The following is an 18,397-nucleotide window of genomic DNA, read 5'->3' on the forward strand; positions in this document are numbered from 1 at the left end:
ATTGTGGAAATGTGCATAACAGGCTATGGAATCATGGATAACTCTGTTCACAGCACATGGAAAAGCAAAGAGCAGCTTTCCCACGTCCTGCAAACAGAGTTACCCACAATTCCATAAGATAGCCAGTTATACACATTACGGCACAATGCCGACTACTACGGAATCCCTCTTTTTCTTTATCTTTTAAAACATATTTTTATTTTACGGAATATAGGTTAGCCCCCATTTTGTCATAGCGTAAAAGACAGGCAATAATGCTGCGCCTTTATCAGTCAGAGAATATTCTACATGGGGAGGAATTTCGTTAAATTGTATTCGTGACACCAACCCGTCTTTTTCCAGTTCGCGCAAAGAAGAAGTGAGCATTGTATTTGTAATGCCGTCAATGTTTTTTCTCAATTCGCCAAAACGTATAGGGGATTTAATACACATTTCGTAAATAATCTGAAATTTCCATTTGCCTTGTAACATGATAATTAAAGATGTTACCGGGCAATTACCAGCTTCGGTGAGAATACCGATTTTAACTTTTTGTGTCCATTCGTCATAAGTTAAATCCTTATCCATACTGAATCGTCCTTTCTTTAGGATATGAATATATCAAATATGTGTTTAACAGTATGGTCTACCATACTATGTAAGAATATTCTGCGTACTTGAAGAACATTTCAAACTAAGTATAATTATCTTATCAGCAAAAGTCAACAAAGGCTCTGCTGTAATTCAAAAATTTTATCAAAGAAAGGATAGTTTTATCATGAAAGAAATTAACATTGAACAGGCAACAGCAGTTACCTCACCAGACCCGCTTATGCTGCTTTGCACAACAAAGGAAAATGGAAGCCTTAATATGGCTCCGGTATCGTTCTTTATGTACTCATCTTATAACCCGCCTATGCTTGCATTTGCAATGGGAAAAGAATCTAATTCCGGCAGTAACATTCGCCGGACAGGAAAAGCGGTTTTTGCTGCTCCGGGTGTCAGCTTAAACAATGCAGTAATGGCATATGGTTCTTTCAGCGGCAACGAGCAGGACAAGCTGAAAGAAACACCGATTGTGTTACAAAATATTGAGGGAAGCAATATTCAAATTCCAGAGGATACACGAGTTGCCTTTGTGGTATCCCTTGCACAAACTATGGAATCCGGCGACCATTACTTGTATCTTTGCAATATTGAGAAAATCGTTGCAGATGAATCAAAAGACGCATTATTTGCATGGGACGGTTATGCGAAAGTTGCTCCGGCACAGGAAAAATAAATTAGTGTAACAAAAAAGTAGACAAATCAATCAACGGAAAACAAAAGTTATAAGCACCATTGTGGACAGCCTATTCAATTTTAGGCTGATAATTCAGAGGGGCGATAGCTTAAAGTGCTACCGCCCTTTTGAATATAATAGGCAATTAATAAAAATGTATATTTCTGTTTGTTTTATGGAGGTGATTTATCTTGAGCATAATAGAAAAAGAAATTGTTACAAAAGACTTGATTACAAAATCGAATTTACCAGCCAGTGATTATGTAATCAATCCTTATGTTGGCTGCCCTCACGCTTGCAAATACTGCTATGCCCGTTTTATGAAACGATTTACAGGACATACAGAAGAATGGGGAAATTTTATAGATATAAAGCGTTGTGATAAAACAATTAGTGTAAAAAAGCTGTATCAAAAATCTGTATTTATTTCTTCTGTAACGGATTGTTATAATCCTTTTGAAGCAAAATATCAAGTGACAAGAAATGTTTTAAAGCAGCTAAAGAAAGCGGATTGTTTGATTACTATTTCCACAAAGTCTGATTTGATACTAAGAGATATTGATATATTAACAGAGCTGAAAAATTTAGTAGTTGCAATTTCTATTAACACTTTAGATAACGATTTTCAAAGTGATATGGATAACGCCAGCAGCATTACACAGCGGATTACAGCATTAAAGGAATTACATAAACAGGGTATTTATACAGTTTTATTTATGTCACCCATATTTCCGTATATAACAGATTTTAAAAAAATCATTGAAGCAACAGCAGCGTTTGTATGTGAATATTGGTTCGAGAATTTGAATCTTCGTGGGAATTACAAACAGGATATTTTTCAATACGTTTCTGAAAAATACCCACAATATTTAAGTGGTTATAAAGACATATATAACAATAAGAACATGGAATATTGGAAACAATTATCCGCTGATATAGATAGTTATTGCGCTCAAAAAAATATCAAGTATACAAATTATTTTTATCATAGTTTACTTGTTGCAGAAAAAAAGCAGTCAAACGCTAAAGACAATCAGAGGGCGACAATATAAAATTGCCGCCCCTCTGGATTATAAATGCAACCGTAAACCAAGCACCGCCCCATGTGGGAGAAAGGAGGATTTTTCTATGGCTTGTACAGAAGCATACAAAGAACATATCGTGTATTCTTTCAACGCCTTTTGCAAAGTTGTCATACGCTATGCCGCTATCAACGCATGGCGCGACAGGAACAGGCGGCGGCAAAAAGAAATATCCTTTGAATACCTCACAGAAGAAAAGTTCTACCCTCTAAGCACATCAGACGAATTTCTCAAATCACCCTACGAACAATACCCCGTTACGATATGCGGTCAGACAATCATACTCACCAATGGGGAGCTTGCCGCCGCCCTGTTATCATTGCCGGAGAAAAAGAGGGAAATCATTTACCTTTACTTTTTCGGGAATTACACACAGCAGGAAATCGCGGATTTATACGGGCATTGTAAAAGTACGGCATGGCATTACATACACAGTGCGTTACAGATGTTGCAGAAAGAAATGGAGGGATTTTCGCATGGGGAATACTAACCTTGTGCCATATGAAACCATTGTCCGGGCGACCAGCGGAGAGCCGGAAGCCGTGGACGAGGTTTTACGGCATTACAGCAAACGAATCCGCTTTGCCGCCCTTGAAAACGGACACGTCAACACAGACACCGAGGACAGCATAAAACAGCGGCTTATCACCGCCCTGTTCCAGTTCCGCTTTGACTGAAAAGGGCTGCATAACGGGAGGTGGTATTTGTCGGGAAAATAGTCATGCTTACATTCAGCGACACCGAAGAAAAAGCGGTTGAGAAAGTCATAGCCGCCCTTGCCGATATGATACCGCTGGAAGCCATACAGCCGCCCCATTCCCCGGCGCTTATTTTTCCGGGATTGGAAATCAGATTACACCAACGCCGGGTATTAAAAGACGGCACGGACATTTACCTCACCCGTTTAGAATACGGCGCACTCTGTTACCTTGCCGCCAGTCCGGGGAGGGTGTTCACAAAGGCGCAAATCTTTGAAGCCGTGTGGAGCATGGAAAGTGAAAGCTGCCAGTCAAACGTGGCAAATGTGATATGCAATCTACGGAAAAAGATAGAGCCGGACAGCCGCCGCCCCACCTACATAAAGACCGTTTTAGGCATAGGCTACAAGTTTACTTCCGGGGAATAGCAACAGGATAACCGCCGCTATTGGCGAAGATACGAAACAGGAAATCAAGGAAAAAGGTTTCCTGTTTTTTTGCGCCCATTTTGCTTATTTCCGGCTTTACTGTATGGGAAAATACCGCCGCAAAATTGGCAGAATCCACGCCACGCAAGCCGGGGGAAAACGGCAAAAGCCAGCACAGCGGAATCCGTCAGTTACTTAGAGCAAGATTCTACCACAGTACCAAATTTCGCTAATCGCTCATTTTGTCCTATGGGAATCTTGTTGGGGTTGCCACCCCAAGCCCGCCTTTTGCGGCTTGCGCCGCTTGAAAAAATCCACCCACGAAAGGAGGTTCACAGCCATGAAAAGATACAACACGCCCCACCGCCACCGGGTAATCAAGACACGCTTGACCGAGGAAGAATACGCCGAGTTTTCCGAGCGTGTCACCCTCTGCAAAATGAGCCAAGCCGAATTTATCCGGCAAGCACTTATCAAGTCAAGCATACGCCCGGTCATTACCGTTTCCCCGGTCAATGATGAATTACTTTCTGCCGTTGGGAAACTCACAGCCGAATACGGGAAAATCGGCGGCAACTTGAACCAGATTGCCCGCTGTCTGAATGAGTATGGCGCACCTTATAACGCCCTCTCCCAAGAGGTACGAGCCGCCACAGCGGAGCTTGCCGCCTTGAAGTTTGAAGTCTTGCAGAAAGTAGGTGAAGCCGTTGGCAACATTCAAACATATCAGCTCTAAAAATGCCGACTATGGGGCGGCTGAACAGTACCTAACTTTTGAGCATGACGAGTTTACCATGAAGCCCACACTGGACGGAAACGGGCGGCTTGTTCTCCGTGACGATTACCGCATATCTTCCCTTAATTGCGGTGATGAAGATTTCGCCATAGCGTGTATGCGCTCCAATCTGAAATACGGAAAGAACCAAAAGCGGGAGGACGTAAAGAGCCACCATTACATTATCAGTTTTGACCCCCGTGACGCACCAGACAACGGCTTGACCGTAGACCGGGCGCAAGCGTTGGGCGAGCAGTTCTGTAAAGAGCATTTCCCCGGACATCAAGCGTTGGTATGCACCCACCCGGACGGGCATAACCACAGCGGAAATATCCATGTGCATATCGTCATAAACAGCTTGCGGATTGCCGAAGTTCCGCTGTTGCCGTACATGGAAAGACCAGCCGACACAAGGGAGGGCTGCAAGCACCGCTGTACAGACGCAGCTATGGAATACTTCAAAGCGGAAGTCATGGAGATGTGCCACCGGGAAAACCTCTATCAGATTGACTTGCTGAACGGGAGCAAGAACCGAGTTACCGAGCGTGAGTATTGGGCGAAGCGGAAAGGACAAGCCGCACTGGATAAAGAGAACGCTTCCCATGCCGCCACGGGAGAGCCGCCTAAACAGACCAAGTTTGAAACCGACAAGGAGAAATTACGGCGCACAATCCGAGCCGCCCTGTCCTCTGCCGTTTCCTTTGAGGATTTTTCCGGGAAGCTGCTACAACAGGGCGTGACCGTCAAGGAGAGCCGGGGGCGGCTATCCTATCTCACGCCGGACAGGACGAAGCCCATCACCGCCCGGAAACTGGGTGATGATTTTGACCGTGCCGCCATACTGGAAGCACTCACCATAAACGCACAGAACGCCGCCAGAGCCGCCGAAACGCCCGCACGCAGACAGGAATACCCACGGAGCATAAAAGACCGCTTACAGCGCAACAAAGCCGCTATAAACGCCCCGAAAAATGACGGAGTACAACGCATGATAGACATAGCCGCCAAGAAAGCCGAGGGCAAGGGGAAAGGCTACGAGAAATGGGCGACCTTGCACAACTTGAAGCAAATGGCGGCTACCATGAGCGTTTACGAGGAATCCGGCTTTTCTTCCCCGGAAGAACTGGAAGCCGCCCTTGCCGCCGCCAGCGCGGAGCTGTCAAACGTCCATGCGGAACTGAAAGCCGTGGAAAGCACTTTGCGGGAGAAAAAGGACTTACAGAAACAGCTGTTGGCGTACATCAAGACCAAGCCAGCCCGTGACGGGCTGAAAGCACAGAAAACAGAGAAAGCCCGCAAAAACTACCGGGAGCAGCACGAAAGCGAGTTTATCATAGCCGAAGCTGCCACCCGGTTTTTTAAGGCACAGGGAATCCAAAAGCTGCCAGCTTCCAAGACCTTACAAACGGAAATTGAGCAGCTTACCAAAGAGAAAAACGCCCTTTACAACGAGTACCGGGAGAAGAAAGAGAACGTTCGGGAATTGCAGACCGTGAAAAGCAATCTTGACAAAATATTGCGCCGTGAGCCGGAACGGGGAAAGGGGCTGGAAAATGAACGGTAAATGTCCCTACATGGACTACCCACAGTACAGAGCCGCCCGCCGCCTTGTGCATGAGTGCTGTAACTATGATAACGGCAACTGCATTGTGCTGGATAACGGCGAGCCTTGTGTATGTGTGCAAAGTATCAGCTATTCGCTTCTCTGCCGCTGGTTCACTGCCGCCGTGCTTCCCCTTGACTGGAAACTGGAAGCCGCCCTTTTGCACCGGGCAGAACTGAAACGCTGTACCGAGTGCGGCGGTCAGTTTCTCCCAAAATCCAACCGGGGGAAATACTGTCCCGATTGTGCCGGACGCATGAAAAGAGCCAGAACCGCACAGCGCAAGCGGAAACAGAGGGGGAAATGTCACGCTTTAGAAAACACAGAACCCCCGTAAATCAAGGCTTCCCGGCTACTGCTCAACGGGTATGCGGTACATTTATCCTTTACCCCCAAAAAAGCCGTTTTAAATGCGTAACAGAAGCCACAGACAGGAGGTGAAAACCATAACCGAATACATTACAGCCAACACCACAATGCCGCCCTTTTTCCCCTATCCCCGTTTTCTGCTGAAAATGGACTTGTCACAGACTGCAAAGCTGCTCTATGCGCTGCTCCTTGACCGTTCCACCCTCTCACAGAAGAACGGCTGGCAGGACAATGAGGGCAGGACGTATATTGTCTACCCCATAGCAGAGATAGCGGAAATACTGGATAAAAGCACCATGACAATACAGAACTCCCTAAAAGAACTGGACATTGCCGGGCTTTTGGAGAGGGAACGCCGGGGATTTTCCGCGCCGAACCGCCTTTATGTGAAAGTGCCGGAAGCAGCAAAGGTTTCTTTAGATATGACACAAAGAAATCTTGATGTCAGTCCTAAAGAAAACTGTACATCAGACACAAAGAAAACTTTGCCTATGATACAAAGAAAACTTTACCCTAACCAACTAAATATAAACAAACTAAAAGAGAGCCAACGAATGGGAGTGAGTGGGGAGCCGCCCGCGCCCTATGGCAAATACCAGAATGTTTTCCTCACTGAAAGCGAATATGTGGAGCTGAAGCAGGAATACCCGGATAGCCTTGGACGGCTTATCGAGGAAATGAGCCGGTATATTGCTTCCAGCGGGAATGACTATGTAAGCCATGCCGCCACGCTTTACAGGTGGGCGGACAGGGAGAAAAAGGAGAACCCGAAAAAGGGAATCCCCGATTACACCTACAAAGAGGGCGAGAGCCTTTGACAGCGAAGATACAACGCCCTGTAAACAGGGCGTGAATAAAACCATGAACAAGGAGGACGATTTTATGTGTGATTATGATAACGCCATTTTCCGGCTTGCCACAGAAGCAGAGCCACAGCCGGAGGATTACACGGGCGAGGACGGGCTTTTGTACTGCGGGAGCTGCCGCCAGCCCAAAGAAGCCTACTTCACCGAGGGAAAAGGGCTTTTCGGACGTGACCGACACCCCAAAGAATGTGACTGCCAGAGCAAACGCCGGGAAAAGCAGGAAGCCGCCGACCGGGAGCGCAAGCACCGTGACACCGTGGAAGAATTAAAACGCCGGGGCTTTTCCAATGCCGCCATGAGCCAGTGGACTTTTGAAAATGACAACGGCAAATGCCCCCAAATGGATAAGGCGCACTTCTATGCGGCGCATTGGGAGGAAATGAAAGCGGAGAATATCGGCTACCTGTTATGGGGCAAGGTAGGCACAGGCAAGAGCTATTTTGCCGGGTGTATCGCCAACGCCCTTATGGAGCGTGAGATTTCCGTGTGCATGACGAACTTTGCCCTTATCCTCAATGACCTTGCCGCCAGCTATAAGGACAGGAACGAATACATAGACCGCCTTTGCCGCTTCCCTCTGCTTATCCTTGACGATTTCGGCATGGAGCGCGGCACGGAATACGGGCTTGAACAGGTTTACAACGTGGTTGACAGCCGATACCGAAGCCGGAAGCCGCTGATTGTCACAACGAATTTGACGCTGGAGGAATTGCAGCACCCGGAGGACACCGCCCATGCCCGGATTTATGACCGTCTGCTTGAAATGTGCTGCCCCGTCTGCATTACCGGGGAGAACATCAGGAAAGCCACGGCACAGGGGAAAATGGAACGGTTAAAAGGAATGATGAACGGAAAGGAGAGCCTATGAACCATGACACCAGCAAGACCAGCCACACCGCCGCCCCTCTGGACGCGAAGCCCGACCTTGTGAAGCGGATAGGGAATACCACCTTTGACATTCATATCCATTTCAGCGAAACAAGCCGGGAAACCTTTACGGACAAGGTAGTGCGGCTTATTGAGAATGACAAGGACAGTGTAACCAACTGAAAAGAAGATACACTTTTTCTTGTTCCCTACTTGACATTACCAAAAGGCACGGTCGTTCTGGAATGTGGGAAAATGCTTCAGCGCGGCGGGTATGAGATAAAAATACTCAATACGATTGACTTTAAGCAGTCCATGAAGTACAACCCATTCCGCTATATCTACTGCGAGAACGACATTTTGAAGCTGGTCAACTGCATCATGGAGAACACCAAGGGCGAGGACAGCAAGGGCGGTGAAGATTTTTGGGCAAAAGCCGAAGCCCTCTACTATCAGGCGCTGATCGCCTACATCTGGTACGAAGCGCCGGAGGAAGAAAAAAACATGACCACCCTGCTGGAAATGCTCAATGCGTCCGAGGTTCGGGAGGATGATGAAAACTTCAAAAACGCCGTTGACCTGATGTTTGACGCGCTGGAAAAACGCGACCCACAACATTTTGCGGTGCGCCAGTATAAGAAATACAAAATGGCGGCGGGCAAAACAGCAAAATCGATTCTGATTAGCTGCGGCGCAAGAATGGCTCCCTTTGACATCCGGGAGGTGCGGGAACTGATGGAGGGCGACGAACTGGAACTTGAAAAGATTGGCGACCGCAAGACGGCGCTGTTCTGTATCGTGTCCGACACGGATATGACATTCAATTTCATTTCTGCGATGGTTTATACGCAGATGTTCAACGTCCTGTGCGACAAGGCGCTGGAAAACGGCGGCGCACTGAAAACCCATGTTACCTGCCTGCTGGACGAGTTTGCCAACCAGAAAATCCCCAACTTCCAGCACCTGATTTCCGTTATCCGAAGCCGCGAGATTTCCGCCCATATCGTGGTGCAGACGCAGAGCCAGTTAAAGGCCGTCTACAAAGACCATGCGGAAACCATCATCGGCAACTGCTCCTGCGTCCTGTTTTTGGGCGGCAAGGAGCGCAGCACCCTGAAAGAGATTTCGGAAACGCTGGGAAAGGAAACCATCGACCTTTTCAACACCTCCGACACGCGGGGAAGCCAGCGCAGCATGGGGGTAAATTACCAGAAACTCGGAAAAGAACTGATGTCAACCGATGAATTGGCGGTGATGGACGGCGGCAAGTGCATCTTGCAGGTGCAGGGCGTAAGGCCGTTTTTCAGCGACAAATTTGACATTACCAAACATCCGCAATATAAATACCTGCTGGATTCCAGCAAGAAGAACGCTTTTGATATTGCAAAATATCTGAGCCGGAGATTGACCGTCCGACCGGACGACGTTTTTGAAAGCTGTGAACTCGAAGCGCCGCCCGCGTCTGATGCACCCGCCGATTGACTTTTCAACCGGCGGGCTTTTTTTGTCCCTATCCAACCAATCACAACAAATTTAAGGAGGAAAATGTATGGAATTTTTTACGAGCGCAATCGACACTTTGAAGGTACTGGTTATCGCGCTGGGCGCTGGCCTTGGCGTGTGGGGCGTTATCAACCTGCTGGAAGGTTACGGCAACGACAACCCTGGCGCGAATGCTCATGTACGGTAAAGAAGCAAGCAACCGAAAACAACAGATAGACCGCCAGCACCACACTATTCCGAACCAAAGAAGCCAAAGACCAAAAGACAAGCACCGTGGAAATGTGTATAACTTGCTATTCCGTCATGGAAAAGTCCGTTCACAGAATGTGGAAAAGCTAAAGTGCAGCTTTCCCACATTCTGCAAACAGACTTTCCCACAACTCCATAAGACAGCAAGTTATGCACATTACGCACAGTGCCGACTACTACGGAATCCCCCTATCTTTCATATCTTTTTATAAATTCTTAAATTTCCTTTAGGGTATTGCATTATCACCTACAAAGTGTTAAGATGTTTATGCACCCACAAAATGTTAAGATAAAAGGAGGACAACATGGCACAGCAGATTTCTGAATCCGAATTGGTACTAATGAAAATCATCTGGAAGAATGGAGGGGCAGCTTTATACTCCCTCATCATGGAGGAATTAGAAAAAGACAAAAACGAATGGAAGAACAACACCGTACTCACCCTGCTTTCCCGGCTGGGCGAAAAAAAGTTCTTGAAAGTCAAAAAAATCGGCAGAAAGAATGAGTATGTGGCTACGGTAACAGAAGCAGAATATCAGACCATGCAGACCCACAGCTTTCTTGATAAAGTCTACGGCGGGAATGTGAAAAACTTAGTATCAACCTTGTTGCGGCAGGATATTCTTTCGGCAGACGAATTGAAAGAGATTGAAACGTTTTGGAGAAAAGAAAATGAGTGAATTTATAAAAATATTATTGTCGCTGTCTGTTTCCGGCGCACTGTTACTGCTCCTCATTTTGGGATTGAAGCCGCTGTATAAAAACAAATTCAGCAAGCGTTGGCAGTATTATATCTGGATAGTGGTTGCTTTGCGGTTTCTGCTTCCCTTTACTCCCGACACTACGATTGTTGGAAGCCTGTTTGAAAAATTCGACACGGCAGCAATAACAAATGAAATCCCTACAAGCCCCAATGTACCCGTTCCCGCAGATACGGGTAACAGCAAAGCAGAGCCGACACAGACAAACCGGGAAATAACCACCGCTGCCATGCGTGAGCCATTTAACAAATATGTCTGCCTGTTTTTTATCTGGTCAGCATTGGCACTGGTTTTATTTGTTCGCAAGGTAACGGTTTATCAAGGATTTATCCAATACATCAAAGCAGGAAATAAAGAAGTATCGGATATAAAAATCTTGAATCTGCTATCTGATTGTGAAGAAAAACTGAATATCAAGACAAGGGTAGAACTATCCTGTAATCCGCTGATTGCCTCCCCTATGCTGATTGGTTTCTTTCGACCAAGAATCATTTTGCCTGTTGGCGAATTGGAAGATAAAGAGTTATCTTATATCTTTGTGCATGAGCTAACCCACTACAAGCAGAGGGATATGTTTTACAAATGGCTGATACAGATTATTGTGTGCGTCCATTGGTTCAATCCTTTTGTATATCTGCTGGAAAAAGAAGTGAATAAATCTTGTGAATTGTCATGTGATGAAAAAGTCTTATCCGTACTTGATGATAAGGCAAAGCGTGAGTATGGGGATACGCTGATTTCCTTTTTGAAGTCAAGCAATCTTTACAAAAGTTCTTTAGCTTCCGTTACATTGACAGAGGGTGCAGAACAATTAAAAGAAAGGTTAGGTGCTATTATGAAATTTAGAAAAAAGTCAAAAGTGGTTATTGCTATCACTGCTATTTTTACGGTTGCTGTTTGTGTCTGCTTTTTTGTAACAGGTGCATATGCCGCGCCTTCTGCTAATAGCAAAGAAAAGAATTTAATGCCGGACGCTGTCCCGAATGTTGAAAACAACAAAGGATACACATATGTTCAGCGTGGTTTCTATTCTGATTCCTACATCATTGAAATGGGCTGGAATCTAAGCGATACAATAAGCAAAGAATACACAAACAGCAAAGAAATAACATTAGAAGATAATTCTGTAATAAAGGTGTATTTTGATGAAAACACAGTAGATTATCTGAATGATAGTAACGCTATTTCTGCAATAGGGAAATTGCTTTATTCTTTAAACAACAGAGATATGCAAAATTATCCAACGATAGAAACACCGCTAATTACAAATGTTACTTATGTCAGCGAGAATAATTTATCAATACTTGCAGATGAATACTTTCAAAACAGTAGTTTAACTGAATTTTCAGCAATTTTTCCTGTATTAGATATAGAGCTTCAAAAGGAATATTGTCAAAAGATATATGATGATAATAAGATTGCTTTCTTTTCCTCTATCATACCGTACATGGATAGGGATTTAGTGATGTTGTATGCAGATAAATCAGACCAAGACCAAAAGGTGAATTTCTTTTCCGTTATCTTAGGCTATGTACAGTCAGATGACCTAAATCAATATGCAGAAAAATATTACGAAGCAAATAATATTTCTTACTTTACGATTTTGGTTAATTACATGACAAAAGAAGAAAGACAGGAATGGCTGAAAAGGGCGCAGACAGATAAGAAAACTAACTTTGTTGCAGTCTTATCTGAATAATTGTTTGATTAAATTGTTGCGGTTTAACAAGGGGCAGCCGATAAGAACAAAGCTGCCTCTTGCAAAATAAAAGAACCTAATCAACATTGTTTCCCCATGTGGGAGAAAGGGGGAATCATCTATGCCTTGCACAGAAGCATACAGAGAACACATCATGTATACTTTCAATGGCTATTGCAAGACCGTCATACGCTTTGCGGCTATCAACGCATGGCGTGACAGAAGCAGACGGCGGCAAAAAGAAATATCCCTTGAATACCTCACAGAAGAAAAGTTTTACCCTTTAGGCACAACAGACGAATATTTTGAAGCACCCTATGAAGAATACCCCGTTACGATATGCGGTCAGACAGTTATCCTCACCAATGGGGAACTTGCCACCGCCCTGTTATCTCTGCCAGAGAGAAACCGGGAAATCATTTTCCTTTACTTTTTCGGAGATTATACACAACAGGAAATCGGGGAAATGTACGGACGCTGCCGGAGTACGACCGGGTGTCAGATACGCAGGACGTTACAGCTTCTGCACAAAGAAATGGAGGTGCTTTCACATGGGGAATCCTAACCTTGTGCCTTATGAAACAATTATCAGAGCGACCAGCGGCGAGCCGGAAGCCGTGGACGAGGTTTTACGGCATTACAGCAAGCGAATCCGAATCGCCGCCATTGAAAACGGGCATATCGACAAGGCACCGAGGACAGCATAAAATCCCGGCTTGTTGCCGCCCTGTTCAAGTTCCGTTTTGACAGACAGGCTACATGACAGGAGGTGAGATTTGTCGGTAAAATAATCATGCTTACATTCAACGACACAGAGGAAAAAGCAGTTGAGAAAGCGATAGCCACCCTTGCCGATATGATACCGCTGGAAGCCATACAGCCGCCGCAATCCCCCGCACTGGTTTTTCCGGGATTGGAAATAAGGCTGCACCAACGCCGGGTATTAAAAAACGGGGCAGACATATACCTCACACGTTTGGAATACGGCGCACTCTGCTACCTTGCCGCCAGTCCGGGGCGGGTATTCACAAAGGCGCAAATCTTTGAATCCGTGTGGAGCATGGAAAGCGAAAGCTGCCAGTCAAGCGTTGCCAGCGTGATATGTAATTTACGAAAAAAGATAGAGCCGGACAGCAAAAACCCCACCTACATAAAGACCATTTTAGGCATAGGCTATAAGTTTGCTTCCGGGGAATGACAACTGAATAACCGCCGACATTTAAGGCAGTCAGAAAGCAGGAAATCAAGAAAAGGTTTCCTGTTTTTTTGCGCCTGTTTTTGTCAAATGCTGTTACGAAAACACGAAAAGATTTTCCGGGGAACTTTGCCAAATTTTTCTTCCAGTGCGTAGTAATAATGACGGGAAAAATACTGCCGCAAAGTTGGCAGAAGCCCCGCCCTCTCCGTCAAGGGTATCAGCGGAAGCCCACACAGGGGAAGCCGCTACTTTCTTAGAGCAAGATTCTACCACAGTACCAAATTTCGCCTACCGGTTCATTTTGTCCTATGGGAATCTTGTTGGGGTTGCCACCCCAAGCCCGCCTTTTTGCGGCTTGCGCCGCTTGAAAAATCCCCGAAAAAATTTTTCGGATTTTTCAAAAAAACACTTCCGCTTTACCCCCTGTTTTTCTCCTATTAGTGAGAGGGCAAAGCATAAAAAGAAAGGAGTTGAAAGCCATGAAAAGATACAACACGCCCCATCGCCACCGGGTAATCAAGACACGCTTGACCGAGGAAGAATACGCCGAGTTTTTCGAGCGTGTCACCCTCTGCAAAATGAGCCAAGCCGAGTTTATCCGGCAAGCACTTACCAAGTCGAGCATACGCCCGGTCATTACTGTTTCCCCGGTCAATGATGAACTGCTTTCTGCCGTTGGGAAACTCACAGCCGAATACGGGAAAATCGGCGGCAACTTGAACCAGATTGCCCGCTGTCTAAACGAGTACGGCGCACCTTATAACGCCCTCTCCCAAGAGGTACGAGCCGCCACAGCGGAGCTTGCCGCCTTGAAGTTTGAAGTCTTGCAGAAAGTAGGTGAAGCCGTTGGCAACATTCAAACATATCAGCTCTAAAAATGCCGATTATGGAGCTGCCGAACAGTACCTAACCTTTGAGCATGACGAGTTTACCATGAAGCCCACACTGGACGGAAACGGGCGGCTTCTCCCCCGTGACGATTACCGCATATCTTCCCTTAATTGCGGTGATGAAGATTTTGCAATCGCCTGTATGCGCTCCAATCTGAAATACGGCAAGAACCAGAAACGGGAGGACGTAAAGAGCCACCACTATATTATTTCCTTTGACCCCCGTGACGCTGCCGACAACGGCTTGACCGTAGACCGGGCGCAACAGTTAGGCGAGCAGTTTTGTAAAGAGCATTTCCCCGGACACCAAGCCCTTGTATGCACCCACCCGGACGGGCATAACCACAGCGGCAACATTCATGTGCATATCGTAATCAATTCCCTACGGATTGCGGAAGTGCCGCTATTGCCCTACATGGAAAGACCAGCCGACACAAGGGAGGGCTGCAAGCACCGCTGCACGGACGCAGCTATGGAGTATTTCAAAGCGGAAGTCATGGAGATGTGCCACCGGGAAAACCTCTATCAGATTGATTTATTGCATGGGAGCAAGAACCGTGTTACCGAGCGTGAGTATTGGGCGAAGCGGAAAGGACAAGCCGCACTGGATAAAGAGAACGCTTCCCTTGCCGCCGCAGGTGAGCCGCCCAAACTTACGAAATTTGAAACCGACAAGGAGAAGCTACGGCGCACGATCCGCACCGCCCTGTCCTCTGCCGTTTCCTTTGAGGACTTTTCCGGGAAGCTGTTACAGCAAGGCGTGACCGTCAAGGAGAGCCGGGGGAGGTTATCGCATCTCACGCCGGACAGGACGAAGCCAATCACCGCCCGGAAACTGGGTGATGATTTTGACCGTGCCGCCGTACTGGAAGCAATCACCCAAAACGCACAGAACGCCGTCAGAGCCGCCGAAACGCCCCTACCCAAGCAGGAATACCCCCGCAGTATAAAAGACCGTTTACAGCGCAACAAAGCCGTTATAAACGCCCCGAAACAAGACAGCGTACAGCGTATGGTAGACATAGCCGCCAAGAAAACCGAGGGCAAAGGACGGGGATATGAAAAGTGGGCGACCTTGCACAACTTGAAGCAAATGGCGGCTACCGTGAGCATTTACGAGGAATCCGGCTTTTCTTCCCCGGAAGAACTGGAAGCCGTCCTTGCCGCCGCCAGTACAGAACTGCATGAAACCACCGGGAAACTGAAAGCCGTGGAAAGCACCTTGCGGGAGAAAAAGGACTTGCAGAAACAGCTATTAGCCTACATCAAGACCAAACCCGCCCGTGACGGATTGCGGGCGCAGAAAACGGAAAAAGCCCGGAGAGCCTACCGGGAGCAGCACGAAAGCGAGTTTATCATTTCCGAATCCGCCGCCCGGTATTTCAAGGCACAGGGAATCTCCAAGCTGCCAGCGTCCAAAGCCCTACAAGCAGAGATTGAGCAGCTTACAAGGGAGAAAAACAGCCTTTACAACGAGTACCGGGAGAAGAAAGCGAACGTCCGGGAATTGCAGACCGTGAAAAGCAATCTTGACAAAATCTTGCGCTGTGAGCCGGAACGGGGAAAGGGGCGGGAAAATGAACGGTAAACTCCCATACATGGACTACCAGCAACACAGAGCCGCTCGCCGCCTTGTGCATGAGTGCTGCAACTATGATAACGGCAACTGTATCTTGCTGGATAACGGCGAGCCTTGCGTATGCGTCCAGAGTATCAGCTATTCGCTTATCTGCCGCTGGTTCATTACCGCCGTTCTGCCGCTGGACGGGAAACTGGAAGCCGCCTTACTCCACCGGGCAGACAGGAAACGCTGTACCGAGTGCGGCGGGTATTTTCTCCCCAAGTCAAACCGGGGGAAATACTGCCCGGATTGCGCCGCAAGAGTGCGCCGCCGGAAAGAAGCCGACAGACAGCGGAAAAGATACCACCTTTCTACGCATTTAGGCTATGAAAGAAGCCCGTAAATCAAGGCTTTTTTGACCGCCCTCAAAGGGTAGCCGATACATTTATCCTTTACCCCCGAAAATGCCGTTTTAACTGCGTAACAGGAAGCCACAGACAGGAGGTGAGAACCATAACCGATTACATCACAGCAGACACCATATTGCCCCGTTTTCTGCCCTATCCCTATTTTCTGCTGAAAATGGACTTGTCGCATACCGCAAGGCTGCTCTATGGGCTGCTTCTTGACCGTTCCACCCTCTCACAGAAGAACGGCTGGCAGGACAGCGAGGGCAGGACATATATTGTCTATCCCGTTTCAGAGATAACGGAAATGTTGGATAAAGGCAGCACCGCCATAAAAAGCGCACTGAACGAGCTGGACGCTGCCGGGCTTCTGGTGAGGGAACGCCGGGGCTTCTCCGCACCCAACCGCCTTTATATAAAAATACCGCAAATGCCAGTGGTACAGTTTTCCGACCATATGACCGCCATACAGCCGGAAAACCGACCCTCTGATAGCCGGAAAAGCGACCCTCATAAGGACGGAAAAGCGACCTTTGCGTTGGACGGAAAACCGACCCCTAACCAACTTACTATAAACCAACTAAAAGAGAACCAACGAAAAGGAGTGAGTGGGGAGCAGCCCGCACCCTTTGGCAGATATAAAAACCTTTTCCTCTCCGAATCCGAGTATGCGGAGCTGAAAGGGGAATACCCGGACAGGCTGGAACGGTTCATTGAGGAATTGAGCGAGTACATAGCCGCCTACGGGAAAGTGTACGCCAACCATGCCGCCGCTGTCCGTATGTGGGCAAAACGTGACAGGAAAGGCACAGGAAAGAAAGGAATCCCCGATTATTCCTACAAGGAGGGCGAGAGCCTTTGACCGCATAGACACAACGCCCCGTAAACAGGGCGTAAAAGACCATGAACAAGGAGGACGATTTTATGAGTGATTACGATAACGCCATTTTCCGGCTTGCCACGGCACAGGAAGCAGAGCTGGAGGACTATATCGGGGAGGACGGGCTTTTATATTGCGGGAGCTGCCGCCAGCCCAAAGAAGCCTACTTCCCGGAGGGCAAGACCTTTTTCGGACGTGACCGACACCCCAAAGAATGTGACTGCCAGAGAAAACGCCGGGAAACGCTGGAAGCCAGCCACCGGGAACACAAGCACCGGGAGGAAGTGGAACGGCTGAAACGAAAGGGATTTACAGACCCGGCTATGCGGGAATGGACGTTTGAAAACGACAACGGGAAATGCCCCCAAATGCACAAAGCCCATGCTTATGTGGAGTGTTGGGAGGAAATGAAAGCCGGGAATATCGGTTATCTGTTATGGGGCATGGTAGGCACAGGCAAAAGCTATTTCGCCGGGTGTATCGCCAACGCCCTCATGGAGAAAGAAGTTTCCGTGTGCATGACGAACTTTGCCCTTATCCTCAATGACCTTGCCGCCAGCTATAAGGACAGGAACGAGTACATAGCCCGCCTTTGCAGCTTCCCTCTGCTTATCCTTGACGATTTCGGCATGGAGCGTGGCACGGAATACGGCTTAGAGCAAGTCTATAACGTGATTGACAGCCGATACCGAAGCGGCAAGCCCTTAATCGTGACAACAAACTTGACGCTGGAGGAATTGCAGAACCCGGAGGACACCGCCCATGCCCGGATATATGACCGCCTTACGGAAATGTGTACCCCCGTCCGCATTACCGGGGAGAATTTCAGAAAAGCCAGAGCAAGGGAGAAAATGGAACAGCTTAAAACGCTGCTGAACAGAAAGGAGAGCCTATGACCGACACCCCCAACAGAAGCACCGCCACTACCGCCCGCCGCCCGGATTGCGTGACCGAGGTACGCCGGGGGAACACTGTCCTTGTGGTTTCCGGCTACTTCAAGCAAGGCACTACCGCCACCGCCGCCGACAAAATGATGAAAGTGCTGGAAGCGGAAAGCGCAGCCGGGGGAACAGCCGCACACGCTATATAATGCGATAAGCCTTAATAAAATAACGTGATATTTTTCGACATAAAGTAGCAAAAAGGACTGTACAGCCAGCCCACTATTCCGTATGTCTATTATATTACTCCCGCTCAAAAAGCTAGGAAAAAGAGAGGAAGAGTGATATAATAGGGATATGGAATATATCGATTTGCGGAAAGTGGGAAAAGAAGGGCTCAAGCAGATACGCAGTCAGGT

At 47.4% G+C, this 18,397-nt stretch carries 23 protein-coding genes and 2 pseudogenes; 24 read left to right on the top strand and 1 reads right to left on the bottom strand.

What is annotated here, in order from left to right:
- Positions 1-201: 201 nt before the first annotated feature.
- On the bottom strand, positions 202-567 hold the full coding sequence (locus tag U8U68_RS19505; RefSeq protein WP_120408113.1) for a winged helix-turn-helix transcriptional regulator: 366 nt from the start codon (positions 565-567) through the stop codon (positions 202-204).
- A 190-nt stretch (positions 568-757) separates the two neighbouring features.
- Here U8U68_RS19505 and U8U68_RS19510 point away from each other — a divergent pair, with 190 nt between their 5' ends.
- The 24 genes and pseudogenes from U8U68_RS19510 to U8U68_RS19625 all read left to right on the top strand — a co-directional run bounded on the left by U8U68_RS19510 (position 758) and on the right by U8U68_RS19625 (position 18,187).
- Complete coding sequence (locus U8U68_RS19510) at positions 758-1,261, top strand: flavin reductase family protein (protein WP_120412433.1); 504 nt, start codon at positions 758-760, stop codon at positions 1,259-1,261.
- A 191-nt stretch (positions 1,262-1,452) separates the two neighbouring features.
- The gene (locus tag U8U68_RS19515; RefSeq protein ID WP_120408115.1) at positions 1,453-2,313 is read left to right on the top strand and encodes a radical SAM protein; all 861 of its coding nucleotides are present in this window, start codon (positions 1,453-1,455) and stop codon (positions 2,311-2,313) included.
- 76 nt (positions 2,314-2,389) lie between these two features.
- Positions 2,390-2,833: an RNA polymerase sigma factor gene (locus U8U68_RS19520; protein ID WP_160573165.1), complete on the top strand. Its 444-nt coding sequence runs from the start codon at positions 2,390-2,392 to the stop codon at positions 2,831-2,833.
- On the top strand, positions 2,820-3,020 hold the full coding sequence (locus U8U68_RS19525) for a helix-turn-helix domain-containing protein (RefSeq protein ID WP_322203798.1): 201 nt from the start codon (positions 2,820-2,822) through the stop codon (positions 3,018-3,020). Before U8U68_RS19520 ends, U8U68_RS19525 begins: the two co-directional genes overlap by 14 nt.
- Before the next feature lie 44 nt (positions 3,021-3,064).
- Positions 3,065-3,469 carry a winged helix-turn-helix domain-containing protein gene (locus U8U68_RS19530; protein WP_016303735.1) on the top strand — a complete coding sequence of 135 codons (405 nt, stop codon included), beginning with the start codon at positions 3,065-3,067 and terminating at the stop codon, positions 3,467-3,469.
- 340 nt (positions 3,470-3,809) lie between these two features.
- The gene (locus tag U8U68_RS19535) at positions 3,810-4,205 is read left to right on the top strand and encodes a plasmid mobilization protein (RefSeq protein WP_004068264.1); all 396 of its coding nucleotides are present in this window, start codon (positions 3,810-3,812) and stop codon (positions 4,203-4,205) included.
- Positions 4,177-5,808 (top strand): relaxase/mobilization nuclease domain-containing protein, encoded by a 1,632-nt coding sequence (locus tag U8U68_RS19540; protein WP_322203802.1) that lies wholly within the window; start codon positions 4,177-4,179, stop codon positions 5,806-5,808. The genes U8U68_RS19535 and U8U68_RS19540 overlap by 29 nt, the downstream gene beginning before the upstream one ends.
- The gene (locus U8U68_RS19545) at positions 5,798-6,184 is read left to right on the top strand and encodes a cysteine-rich VLP domain-containing protein (RefSeq protein WP_322203804.1); all 387 of its coding nucleotides are present in this window, start codon (positions 5,798-5,800) and stop codon (positions 6,182-6,184) included. Before U8U68_RS19540 ends, U8U68_RS19545 begins: the two co-directional genes overlap by 11 nt.
- 73 nt (positions 6,185-6,257) lie before the next feature.
- On the top strand, positions 6,258-7,034 hold the full coding sequence (locus tag U8U68_RS19550; RefSeq protein ID WP_322203806.1) for a replication initiator protein A: 777 nt from the start codon (positions 6,258-6,260) through the stop codon (positions 7,032-7,034).
- Between the two features lie 64 nt (positions 7,035-7,098).
- Positions 7,099-7,950 carry an ATP-binding protein gene (locus U8U68_RS19555; protein ID WP_322203808.1) on the top strand — a complete coding sequence of 284 codons (852 nt, stop codon included), beginning with the start codon at positions 7,099-7,101 and terminating at the stop codon, positions 7,948-7,950.
- Positions 7,947-8,132, top strand: a complete 186-nt coding sequence (locus U8U68_RS19560) for a transposon-encoded TnpW family protein (protein ID WP_322203809.1) — start codon at positions 7,947-7,949, stop codon at positions 8,130-8,132. The genes U8U68_RS19555 and U8U68_RS19560 overlap by 4 nt, the downstream gene beginning before the upstream one ends.
- A 30-nt stretch (positions 8,133-8,162) precedes the next feature.
- Positions 8,163-9,431 (top strand): annotated as a pseudogene (locus tag U8U68_RS19565) (VirD4-like conjugal transfer protein, CD1115 family); the annotation flags it as partial.
- Between the two features lie 67 nt (positions 9,432-9,498).
- Positions 9,499-9,627: pseudogene (locus U8U68_RS19570) on the top strand (Maff2 family mobile element protein); the annotation flags it as partial.
- Between the two features lie 379 nt (positions 9,628-10,006).
- Positions 10,007-10,381 carry a BlaI/MecI/CopY family transcriptional regulator gene (locus U8U68_RS19575; RefSeq protein ID WP_120427727.1) on the top strand — a complete coding sequence of 125 codons (375 nt, stop codon included), beginning with the start codon at positions 10,007-10,009 and terminating at the stop codon, positions 10,379-10,381.
- Positions 10,374-12,161 carry a M56 family metallopeptidase gene (locus tag U8U68_RS19580; RefSeq protein WP_322203815.1) on the top strand — a complete coding sequence of 596 codons (1,788 nt, stop codon included), beginning with the start codon at positions 10,374-10,376 and terminating at the stop codon, positions 12,159-12,161. The genes U8U68_RS19575 and U8U68_RS19580 overlap by 8 nt, the downstream gene beginning before the upstream one ends.
- 121 nt (positions 12,162-12,282) lie before the next feature.
- Complete coding sequence (locus U8U68_RS19585; protein ID WP_322203817.1) at positions 12,283-12,726, top strand: RNA polymerase sigma factor; 444 nt, start codon at positions 12,283-12,285, stop codon at positions 12,724-12,726.
- The gene (locus tag U8U68_RS19590) at positions 12,713-12,868 is read left to right on the top strand and encodes a helix-turn-helix domain-containing protein (protein ID WP_437124456.1); all 156 of its coding nucleotides are present in this window, start codon (positions 12,713-12,715) and stop codon (positions 12,866-12,868) included. The genes U8U68_RS19585 and U8U68_RS19590 overlap by 14 nt, the downstream gene beginning before the upstream one ends.
- An 86-nt stretch (positions 12,869-12,954) precedes the next feature.
- Complete coding sequence (locus U8U68_RS19595) at positions 12,955-13,359, top strand: winged helix-turn-helix domain-containing protein (RefSeq protein WP_322203819.1); 405 nt, start codon at positions 12,955-12,957, stop codon at positions 13,357-13,359.
- Between the two features lie 479 nt (positions 13,360-13,838).
- Entirely contained in the window at positions 13,839-14,234 is a 396-nt protein-coding gene (locus tag U8U68_RS19600) for a plasmid mobilization protein (protein WP_322203821.1), read from the top strand.
- Positions 14,206-15,837 (top strand): relaxase/mobilization nuclease domain-containing protein, encoded by a 1,632-nt coding sequence (locus U8U68_RS19605; protein WP_322203823.1) that lies wholly within the window; start codon positions 14,206-14,208, stop codon positions 15,835-15,837. The genes U8U68_RS19600 and U8U68_RS19605 overlap by 29 nt, the downstream gene beginning before the upstream one ends.
- Positions 15,827-16,213, top strand: coding sequence for a cysteine-rich VLP domain-containing protein (locus tag U8U68_RS19610; RefSeq protein WP_322203826.1), 387 nt, complete (start codon positions 15,827-15,829; stop codon positions 16,211-16,213). The genes U8U68_RS19605 and U8U68_RS19610 overlap by 11 nt, the downstream gene beginning before the upstream one ends.
- Positions 16,214-16,314: 101 nt before the next feature.
- Positions 16,315-17,079: a replication initiator protein A gene (locus U8U68_RS19615; protein ID WP_016303807.1), complete on the top strand. Its 765-nt coding sequence runs from the start codon at positions 16,315-16,317 to the stop codon at positions 17,077-17,079.
- 62 nt (positions 17,080-17,141) lie between these two features.
- Positions 17,142-17,993 carry an ATP-binding protein gene (locus U8U68_RS19620; protein WP_322203830.1) on the top strand — a complete coding sequence of 284 codons (852 nt, stop codon included), beginning with the start codon at positions 17,142-17,144 and terminating at the stop codon, positions 17,991-17,993.
- On the top strand, positions 17,990-18,187 hold the full coding sequence (locus U8U68_RS19625; protein ID WP_322203831.1) for a transposon-encoded TnpW family protein: 198 nt from the start codon (positions 17,990-17,992) through the stop codon (positions 18,185-18,187). The genes U8U68_RS19620 and U8U68_RS19625 overlap by 4 nt, the downstream gene beginning before the upstream one ends.
- Positions 18,188-18,397: the final 210 nt, after the last annotated feature.

Origin of the sequence: Acutalibacter intestini, from assembly GCF_034334985.1 — a bacterium.
GTDB lineage: Bacteria > Bacillota > Clostridia > Oscillospirales > Acutalibacteraceae > Acutalibacter > Acutalibacter intestini.